This is a genomic window from Xanthomonas cucurbitae (assembly GCF_002939885.1).
GTDB lineage: Bacteria > Pseudomonadota > Gammaproteobacteria > Xanthomonadales > Xanthomonadaceae > Xanthomonas > Xanthomonas cucurbitae.
Genome location: NZ_MDED01000103.1, coordinates 1 through 1,290 on the forward strand (window position 1 = coordinate 1; position 1,290 = coordinate 1,290).

Sequence of the window (1,290 nt, forward strand, 5' to 3'; positions counted from 1 at the left end):
AAAACGCGCTTGGTGACTGACTGCGGCCATGTTCATCTCAGCACGGTGTGGATTGCCTGCAGAATAACATTTTTATGACACAGTAGGATTAGTTGATGGAGATTGCACCCTGACAACTCCATCGGGAAGGGTATTACGCCCATATTCTATGACATGTGGTGTTGGAACCCCAGCATGCGCGCTTCCGGTAACATCAACCCTCTTCAATATCATACCTTCTCCATCATATGTTGCATAGCTTGTTATATTACCCTGATTATCTGCACGATATAAAACACCATTGTGGGGCCCACCTTCCAACTTGAACCGCCCGCTTACTTGACTGGCGTTCTCGAGAGGCCCTCCGGCTAAGCTACTAGCGTTACGAGGAACGGGAAGAGGCACGAGGGTAACAGGCAATCCCGCTTCGCTATCTGCATCTGCGGAGGCGGCCGATGGTCTAGTCGAGGGTTTGGCCTTTGATAGAATTGCGTTATCTATCTGACTCTCAATTTCTGTAATAACCGGCCTAGCCTTACTAGCTCCAGCCAATCCAAAAGTCAATATATCAGCAAGACTCAAAACGCGCGCATCGAGCGCATCAAGTCCAACAACAGACTCGCCAGTAAAATAGTTAACTGAGGTATCACTACTCAGCAAGTCCTTCCAGCCGGCCACTGTTTGACCAAGACCTGCTAACAATCCACGCGTCACCAGCAGGCTAACGGCAGTTCCGGGTTGCGCATATTTGAGATCACCTGCCGTTTCACCCATCTTGTTATAGATCAGCTCGCCGTACGTCGGGAAGGTACGGCTTAACGCATCCCCGGAATACACTACATCTCTTTCTCTGACGAAGAAGCCCTGATCCTTCCAATAAGGCTCCATTGCCTCGTCGTAGTTTTCCAACGTAAGCTTGCCCGCCGCCCTCAGTTCATCGGTGACCTTGTCAGAGTAAAGGTTCTTTTCCTCATCACGGATTTTGTCGAGCGCGATTAGCTTCTTCTCAGCATCGCAGCCATCCTCGCTTCCGCCCCGGCACAAAGAGCTGAGAATCTTAAGAACCTCAGCTTCAGGTTTAGTAAGCCAGTTATTCTCAACCGAATTCTTCGCAATCTCTGCGGTGGTCGCAGCATCCGCCAAGCTCCCGCCAGTCATCCCACCCGCAATGGCACCAACCGCCTGCGACAACGAGACGATCATCTGCTTGTCCGCTTCGGACAACCGATTCGGATCGAACTTGCCATCCGGGCCGTAGGCTTGCGGGTCGTCGCCATACAGGGTTTTGGTCAGGTACTGCGCCGCCAGCTC

At 51.8% G+C, this 1,290-nt stretch carries 1 protein-coding gene; it reads right to left on the reverse strand.

From position 1 onward, the window contains the following. Positions 1–72 precede the first annotated feature (72 nt). On the reverse strand, positions 73–1,290 hold a 1,218-nt coding region (locus tag XcuCFBP2542_RS18890), incomplete at its 5' end, for a VENN motif pre-toxin domain-containing protein (RefSeq protein ID WP_211293043.1).